At 46.2% G+C, this 381-nt stretch carries 1 protein-coding gene; it reads right to left on the bottom strand.

The window, feature by feature from the left end; translation table 11 throughout:
- Positions 1 to 381 (bottom strand): DUF21 domain-containing protein (locus tag HC176_RS17420; protein WP_245234953.1); only part of this gene is annotated, 381 nt, incomplete at both ends.

Below are 381 nucleotides of genomic sequence, written 5' to 3'. Positions count from 1 at the left end.
CCGGTATATTTAAGTGGCAGCACAAAGATGGTGAGTGTTTTAGCAGTAAAATTCCCCAGGGATTTCCAGTAAGTGGCACCTATGGTCTTCGGAATAATTTCAGAAAGAATGAGAATGGCCAAAGTCATTACTGCCGACACTATTCCCACTGCGTTGCCACCATCTCCATAGACTTTTTCGGCCTGCACCCCCACCAGGATCGCGCCCACCGTGTGAGCAATGGTGTTGATAGTGAGAATTGCTATAAGAGGTTTGTCAACATCCTGCTTGAATTTTGTCAGGGTGGTGGCATAAGCCTTTCCCTCGCGGGCTTTTATGCGAAGAAAGGAAGGAGTAAAACTCAGGAATGCTGCCTCCAGAATAGAACATAAAAAGGAGAAA

The organism is Tamlana crocina (assembly GCF_012037625.1).
The sequence above is the reverse complement of the archived record's forward strand: the minus strand, read 5'-3'. Positions and strand labels throughout refer to the sequence as shown.